Origin of the sequence: Rhodococcus sp. IEGM 1370, from assembly GCF_033142325.1 — a bacterium.
Lineage (GTDB): Bacteria > Actinomycetota > Actinomycetes > Mycobacteriales > Mycobacteriaceae > Rhodococcoides.
Map to the genome: position 1 here is coordinate 1 of NZ_JAWLRY010000041.1, position 7,168 is coordinate 7,168.

Consider the following 7,168-nt stretch of genomic DNA (forward strand, 5'->3'; position numbering starts at 1 on the left):
CGTCGATCCTTCCCACCAAGCTGAGCTCGGCGTGTCGAACCAAGGACCGGATCAACCGTTATTCAGACAGTCCCCCGGTACTCAATGTGACATCCAGTGGCCTTTTCGGGGGTCAATGTCACATCGAGTGGACTCCAGGGGCGGAAGGGGTGGGGCGGCGATAGGTCACTTGTGGGTAATTGTCGGCATTCGTGACGCTGGCGTGCACGTTGTATACCGTGCGCACCAGGTGTTCGGTGATCACTTCGTTCGGGGTTCCCGATGCCACGATGGCACCGTTGTTCAGGACGATGATGCGGTTGCAGAACATGGCGGCGAGGTTGAGGTCGTGGAGGGCGATGTAGCTGCTCAGGGGTAGGCCTGCGACGAGGGTGAGGATGTCGAGTTGATGTTGGATGTCGAGGTGATTGGTCGGCTCGTCGAGCAGTAGTTCGGTGGGTTGTTGGGCGAGTGCGCGGGCGATCTGGACTCGTTGGCGTTCGCCGCCGGAGAGGGTGTGCCATCGTCGGGTGGCTTTCGATGCCATGGCGGTGTCGGTGAGTGCTCGTGCGATGGCGGCGTCGTCGTCGGATGCGTCGCCGCCGAGGATGCCGTGATGTGGGATGCGGCCTAAGCGGACGACGTCGCGGACGCTGATGTCGACGTCGGTGTCGGAGTGTTGGTCGACCATTGCCACGCGTCTGGCGATGCGTCGTCGACGCAGTGTTCGGAGGTTGTCTCCGTCGAGCAGCACGTCGCCGCTGTCGGGGGCGACGATGCCGGCGAGAATGCGCAGCAGTGAGGATTTGCCCGAGCCGTTGGGGCCGATCAGACCGATGGTCTCGCCGGGTTCCGGCGCGAAGCTGATCCCGTCGAGAATCGGATGCCCACCACGGGTCCACCGAAGGTCTTCGGCGTGCAGTGTCATCGGGACCTCCGTAGCCGAAAGAGAATGAGCGCGAAAGCCGGGACGCCGATGAGAGCGGTGACCACTCCGACGGGAATTTCCTGTGGTGCGAACACCGTTCGGGCGATGGTGTCGACCCAGACCATGAAGATTGCGCCGATCACCACCGTCGTCGGGAGCAGTCTTCGGTGGCGCGCGCCGACGAGGAAGCGGGCGGCATGCGGTAGTACCAGTCCTACGAATCCGATGGCTCCGGCGGCACTGACGAGGGCGGCCGTGATCAGTGCGGTGATGACCAGCAACAGAATTCGAACATATTTCACCGGAACGCCGAGCGACGCGGCCGCGTCGTGTCCGAAGGTGAAGGCATCGAGGGCCGAGGTGTTGAACAGGCACACCACCATTCCCAGCAGTGCCACACCGCCGCACAGTGCCACGTCTGTCCAGTCGGCACCGCTCAGGGAGCCGAGCAACCAGAACAGCACTCCCCTAGTTTGTTCGGCATCTGCCGAGGAGATGACGATGAACGACGTCAGAGCCGAGAACAGTTGTGTCCCGGCCACTCCCGCGAGTACGACGCGGTCGTTGCCGCCGCCCGCACCTGCGGCGAGCAGCATCACCAGGACGAACGACAACAGCGCTCCGGCGAACGCCCCGGTGGACAGCGACAGCGCGCCGCCGCCTACGCCGAGTACTGCGACGACGACGGCACCGGTGGATGCGCCCGACGAGATACCCAGCACGAACGGGTCGGCCAACGGGTTGCGCAACAGCGATTGCATGATGGCACCGCACAGCGCGAGACCTGCGCCGCAGATGGCCGCGAGCAACGTTCGTGGCAACCTCAACTGCCAGACGATACCGTCCTCGATACGGCTCACTTCGGCCGCGCCGATCCCGATGTGCCCCAATATCACTCGATACACATCGGATACCGACACACTGGCGGGACCGATCGTCACGGCCACGCCGATCGAGAGCACCAACACCACGAGGCCACCGAGCAGAAGCGGGATCAGCAATCCGCGATCGGTCCGGCTCATGGGGTGGTCGGTCCCCAGTTCTGCAGAGCCGCTGCAACTTTCTCGACCCCGTCGATCGTGCGGATCGATGGGTTGAGGTCGGCACCGTTGACGACGATGTACCGCTTGTCCTCGACGGCGGTGAGCCGACTGGTGACGGAATTCGATTCCAGGAAGGCGATCTTGCTGTCGAGAGCATCACCGGCGATGCTCCGCCGGCTCAGGTCGGCGAGAACGAGCGCGGTGGGATCGCGATCGAGGACACTCTCCCAATTGACCTGTGGCCATTCGTCGGTGGTGTCGGCGTAGATGTTCTGGGCACCGACGGATCCGGTGATGATTCCCGACGACCCACAGCATCCGGCCATGTACGGGGTATCGGTGTCGGCGAACCAGTACGCCAACGTCACACCCGAGGCGTCGACGGCTCCTGATGCTTTCGCGAAGCGATCCTGCAGCTCGCCGACCAAGCGTTCGCCGCGATCACGCACGTCGAAGATGGCTGCGAGGTCGCGAATCTCCTGGTAGACGGTCTCGATCTCGAGCGGCGTCGTACGCGCGCCGTCGGAGTTGACACTGTCGTCGGTCTTGCCGTTGCAGTCGGTGGGAGAGAGGTAGCTCGGCACACCGAGCTGCTCGAACTGGTCCCTGTCGGCTACTCCTCCGGGCCCGAGAGTGCCGCCGAACGACGCGGACACGAAGTCGGGCTCGGCGTCGAGCACCACCTCGAGCGAGGGTTTGTTGTCCGCCAACCTGGGCACCTTCGCGTTCTCGGATTCGAGGTTTGCGCGGACGGGGTCGGTCCAGGTGGCGGTGCCGACCATCCGGTCGGCGAGGCCGAGCGAAAGAAGAATTTCGGTCGAACCCTGATTCAACGACACCGCACGCTGAGGCGGGGCGTCGACGACGACGTCGCGGCCGCAATTGTCGATCGTCAGCGGATAGTTTCCGGTGGTCGGGGTGGCCGCGTCGGTTGTCGCAGTAGACGAACAACCGGCGAGAACGAGGATCGAGACAGCGCCTAGGACGGCGAGAGTGGTGCGCATCGTGAAGAGCTTCCTGCTGAGGGCTCGTGTCGCGGAGCCGCGGATGGAGGTGAATCACGACGTCCGAGCATTCGGACTTCGAGCTCTCACCCGTCACCGTTGCGCGCCAGCTCCGGAATTGCACCGGATTCCCTCGTTCGTCGCATGCTGACCCTATCGTGCGGGGGACCTCGACGGTCAGCGTGTCGCTGCGCCCACCGGCTCCTGGGCGTAGCTGCGCGGAAAGGTGGTGCGTGCCAACACGACTACGATCATCGCGGCGGCGACGAGCACCGTCGCAGCAGCCGTGACGGCCACGATGCCGCTGAGGTCGATCACCACGCCGCCCACCAGGGCTCCCGTGGCGATCGCCAACTGGAAGGCAACGACATAGATCGCCGACGCCTTGTCCGCATCGGCCGGCGCCGCTCTGACCACTGCCGATTGGATGCACACCGGGAGGGTGGTGAAGGCCAGTCCCCACAAGGCGATCGCGCCGACGGCGAACACGGCCAAGCTGCCCGGCGCTCCGATCAGGGCGCACCAGAGAACTGCAATCGCAGCGGTCACTGCGCCCAGGGCGGCGATGGTCGAGTACCGAGGCCACCGGTCGTAGGTTCTGCCGATCACCCAGATTCCGATCACTCCGAACAGTCCGTACAACATCAACATCAGAGTCAGAGTGGTGCCGGCCGACCCGATGGCACGGTCGACGATCACCGAGAAGTAGGTGTACGCGGCGAAATGACCGAGGACGGCCAGAAACGTCACTCCGCACAGAACGGCCAGGGTGCCGTCGAGCACCCGCGGTGTCTTTTTCGTCTCCGAAGCCGCCCGGGTGACCGGTAGTGCCGGGAGGACGAAATAGAGCGCCACCGCGATTGCTGCGGCGACGACACCGAGAATCGTTGCGGCCGTGCGCCATCCGAACCATTGGCCGAGGGCAGCAGTGAGCGGGTTGCCGGCAACCAGTGCCAGCGAGGTACCGGCGTACACCGTGGCGATGGCTTTGCCCTGCTTACCCGGTAGCGCAAGCGAGGCCGCAACCGGCGCGACGACAGCCCAGAAGACGCCATGCGTTGCCGCGCAGAGCATTCGGGAGATCACCAGCATCGGATATCCGACCGATACCGCCGAGAGGAGTTGCGAGAGTGCCAGTGCAGCAACGGTGATGACGACGAGACGCCGTCGGGGCCACTCGCGCACGAACCGGATCAACGGCATCGTCATCACGGCAACGCCGTATGCGTAGAAGGTCAGCAGGAGACCCACGGCGGATTCGCCGACACCGAGGTCGCCGGAGATCTCGGGGAGCAACCCCACGGGCAGTGTTTCCGCAGTGACGTAGATGAATGCGGCTGCGGCGAGCACCAGCAGTTTCGGTAGCGGCGACGACATGCTGTGTATCGTTACACACAGTCCGTACAGCGCGCTACAGTGGGCCGGTGAACACTCGGGTGACCATGGCTGACGTCGCAGCGTCCGCGGGCGTGTCCACCATGAGCGTCTCGTACACCTACAACCGACCGAGCCGGGTATCGGCGGCCACACGCGATCGGGTGTACGAGGCAGCCGCCACCCTCGGATACGCCGGTCCCAACCGCACGGCCCGGTCGCTGCGCAGTGGCAGGCACAACAGCATCGGCGTCGTCCTCGGCGAGAAGCTCACCTATGCATTCGAGGATCCCCAGGCTCGACGCTTTCTGTCCGGTATCGCCGAAGCATGTCTGGACGCCGACACCGCGCTGGTCATGCTGCCGAACCTGCACCGAGACACCGACAATGCACGCATCCGAGACGCACAGGTCGACGGGTACGTCGTGTGGACCACCGAGACGGACGACCCCCTGCTCGACGTGCTCGTCGACACCGGCAGGCCGACGTGCATCCAGGGCGGGCCCGACCATCCCGGCCTGAACTGGATCACCATCGACGACCGAGCGGCAGCCGAGACCATTGCCACCGTCGCGCTGAACGGCCGATCTCGCCCTGCCATCGTCGCTCTCCGGCCCGATACCCGACGCGAATCGACGATGGTGCGTGGCGCGGACGCGTCGGGCATCTCGATGCCGGTGACCCGAGCCCGTCTCGAAGGCTACCGAGACGCCTGTGTGCAGTTCGGACTCGACTGGTCGACGGTTCCGACACTGTTCACCACCGACAACGCCCGCGCAGAAGGCGACCGAGCCGCGCGACTGTTGTTGCAGGACAATGCCATCGACACATTGCTCGTGATGAGCGACGAACTTGCCCTCGGAGTTCTCGACGCCGCGGCCGCATCCGGAATCGACGTTCCGGAGCAACTGGCCGTCACCGGATGGGACGACTCCCCCGCCGCAGCCGACGCCGGATTGACCACCGTCGCGCAGTCGCTGTTCGATCAGGGTCGGTCGGCGGCCCGGTGGGTTCTCGGACTCAGCGACACCGTGGACGACGCGATCTGGAGCATCGAAAGACGATTGTCGACAGGACGCGCAAATGGCCGACAAACCAAGGAGAGCATGATCTAATAGCTCCATAAAAGGGGATGTTCCCTGTTTATAGCGCTGAACCAGACTCGTGGGCTAGTATCGCTCGTGGCTATCCGGCCATGAGGGGGAACAATGAGCCGAGAGCACGACGCGCCGCCCCGTCATGTCGCCGCCGTGTCCGGAACTGCATCCGGAACCGCAGCCCAGCGCGACGCGTTGACCGGACTCCCTAACCGCGACGAGATTCTTGCCCTCATCACCGCCGAGCTCGACGGACGCACCCCGGGTCGCCAGTTCAGTGTCCTGCTGGTCGACATCGACGGATTCCGAGAATTCAACGACGCCCTCGGCCCCGCGCAGGGCGACGACCTGCTGTGCATGATCGCCGATCGCCTCCTTGCCTCCACCCGCCCCGGCGACACCATCGGCCGACTCACCGGCGACGAATTCGTCGTCATCGCCCGAGGCTCCCACTCCATAGCCGCGCGCGCCCTGGCTGCCGGTTTCGCGAGCATCTTCGAGCCCGCCTTCGAGCTTGGCGACCGCCAACTCACCCTCACAGCCAGCGTCGGAGTCGCCTCCAGCACCGACACCGACATCAGCGCCACCCAACTGGTTCACAACGCCGCCGCAGCAATGCATGCCGCCAAGGCCGTCGGACGCAACGAACACCACGTCTTCACCGACGAGCTGCACCACACCAACCGCACCCGACTCGAACTCATCGAACGACTGCGCGGCATCGCCATGGTCGAGCGCGAACTGACGATGGTCTACCAACCCATCGTCGAGCTCACGACAGGAACGGTCGTCGGAGTCGAAGCACTCATCCGATGGAACCACCCCGAACTCGGCCTACTGATGCCCGACACCTTCATCCCCCTCGCCGAGGACTCCGACCTCATCGTCCCGCTGAGCATGTGGATTCTCGCCGAGGTCGCGCACACCATCGCCGACTGGCAGACCCGCAACATCCACCTCCAAGTGGGCGTCAACATCAGCCCAGCCCACTTCGCCACCGGAAGCCTCGCCACCGACGTCATCGACATCGTCGACACGTACGGCATCCAACCCGGCCGGCTCGCCCTCGAACTCTCCGAATCACAGACACTGCACGACCTCGACGCCGTCCACTACCAACTGCGCGACGTCCAACGCCACGGCGTCCTCATCGCCATCGACGACTTCGGCTCCGGCTTCTCCTCCCTCGAACGACTCGCCACCCTCCCCGTCGACACCCTCAAGATCGACAAATCGCTGACTCAACACCTCGACAGCGACAACCTGCACCGACGCCGCGCCATGACCACACTCTGCACAGCCCTCGTCGACGTCACCACCACCCTCGGCAAAGACACCGTCATCGAGGGAATCGAGACACCGGAACAACTCCAGGTCTGCACCGACATGGGCGTAACCTTCGGCCAAGGACACCTACTCGGACGCCCCATGTCCGTTGCGGCACTCGAACAATTCATCACCCGACACAGCACCCACAGCGAATCCGCATAACCCGAGGAACCGAACGTGAAGATCGACAACGAAGTCCAACGCTTCACCGACGCACCCCGAGCCCAACTCTCCACCATCAACCCCGACGGCACACCACACCTGGTACCGATCGTCTTCGCCGTCGCCCCCACCGGCGACCGCATCTACACCGCCATCGACTGGAAACCCAAAACAACCCGAAAACTCCAGCGACTCGACAACATCCGCGCCGACCCCGCCGTCAGCCTCATCGTCGACCACTACACCGACGAC

At 64.5% G+C, this 7,168-nt stretch carries 7 protein-coding genes and 1 riboswitch; of the genes, 3 read left to right on the top strand and 4 right to left on the bottom strand.

Translation table 11 applies throughout. From position 1 onward, the window contains the following. Window positions 1–118: 118 nt before the first annotated feature. The 4 genes from R4P47_RS24710 to R4P47_RS24725 form a co-directional block, all read right to left on the bottom strand. Window positions 119–907: an ABC transporter ATP-binding protein gene (locus R4P47_RS24710; RefSeq protein WP_317786047.1), complete on the bottom strand. Its 789-nt coding sequence runs from the start codon at window positions 905–907 to the stop codon at window positions 119–121. Beyond that, the gene (locus R4P47_RS24715) at window positions 904–1,929 is read right to left on the bottom strand and encodes a FecCD family ABC transporter permease (protein ID WP_317786048.1); all 1,026 of its coding nucleotides are present in this window, start codon (window positions 1,927–1,929) and stop codon (window positions 904–906) included. Before R4P47_RS24715 ends, R4P47_RS24710 begins: the two co-directional genes overlap by 4 nt. After that, window positions 1,926–2,954 (bottom strand): ABC transporter substrate-binding protein, encoded by a 1,029-nt coding sequence (locus R4P47_RS24720; protein ID WP_094638433.1) that lies wholly within the window; start codon window positions 2,952–2,954, stop codon window positions 1,926–1,928. The genes R4P47_RS24715 and R4P47_RS24720 overlap by 4 nt, the downstream gene beginning before the upstream one ends. Window positions 2,955–2,998: 44 nt before the next feature. Next, window positions 2,999–3,140, bottom strand: a riboswitch (cobalamin riboswitch). Beyond that, on the bottom strand, window positions 3,132–4,331 hold the full coding sequence (locus R4P47_RS24725; RefSeq protein ID WP_094638432.1) for an MFS transporter: 1,200 nt from the start codon (window positions 4,329–4,331) through the stop codon (window positions 3,132–3,134). Its footprint overlaps the riboswitch before it by 9 nt. Before the next feature lie 47 nt (window positions 4,332–4,378). On the opposite strand from R4P47_RS24725, the gene R4P47_RS24730 reads away from it, so the two are divergent. The 3 genes from R4P47_RS24730 to R4P47_RS24740 all read left to right on the top strand — a co-directional run. Next, window positions 4,379–5,443: a LacI family DNA-binding transcriptional regulator gene (locus R4P47_RS24730; RefSeq protein WP_317786049.1), complete on the top strand. Its 1,065-nt coding sequence runs from the start codon at window positions 4,379–4,381 to the stop codon at window positions 5,441–5,443. A 93-nt stretch (window positions 5,444–5,536) separates the two neighbouring features. Further along, window positions 5,537–6,916, top strand: a complete 1,380-nt coding sequence (locus R4P47_RS24735) for a bifunctional diguanylate cyclase/phosphodiesterase (protein WP_317786050.1) — start codon at window positions 5,537–5,539, stop codon at window positions 6,914–6,916. 15 nt (window positions 6,917–6,931) lie between these two features. Beyond that, the coding region (locus R4P47_RS24740; protein WP_317786051.1) for a pyridoxamine 5'-phosphate oxidase family protein at window positions 6,932–7,168 on the top strand (237 nt) is incomplete at its 3' end.

Bases quoted from the DNA above. Each gene is read 5' to 3' on its own strand.
- R4P47_RS24735 (WP_317786050.1), top strand. From the start codon at position 5,537: ATGAGCCGAGAGCACGACGCGCCGCCCCGTCATGTCGCCGCCGTGTCC.
- R4P47_RS24725 (WP_094638432.1), bottom strand. From the start codon at position 4,331: ATGTCGTCGCCGCTACCGAAACTGCTGGTGCTCGCCGCAGCCGCATTC.
- R4P47_RS24720 (WP_094638433.1), bottom strand. From the start codon at position 2,954: ATGCGCACCACTCTCGCCGTCCTAGGCGCTGTCTCGATCCTCGTTCTC.
- R4P47_RS24715 (WP_317786048.1), bottom strand. From the start codon at position 1,929: ATGAGCCGGACCGATCGCGGATTGCTGATCCCGCTTCTGCTCGGTGGC.
- R4P47_RS24710 (WP_317786047.1), bottom strand. From the start codon at position 907: ATGACACTGCACGCCGAAGACCTTCGGTGGACCCGTGGTGGGCATCCG.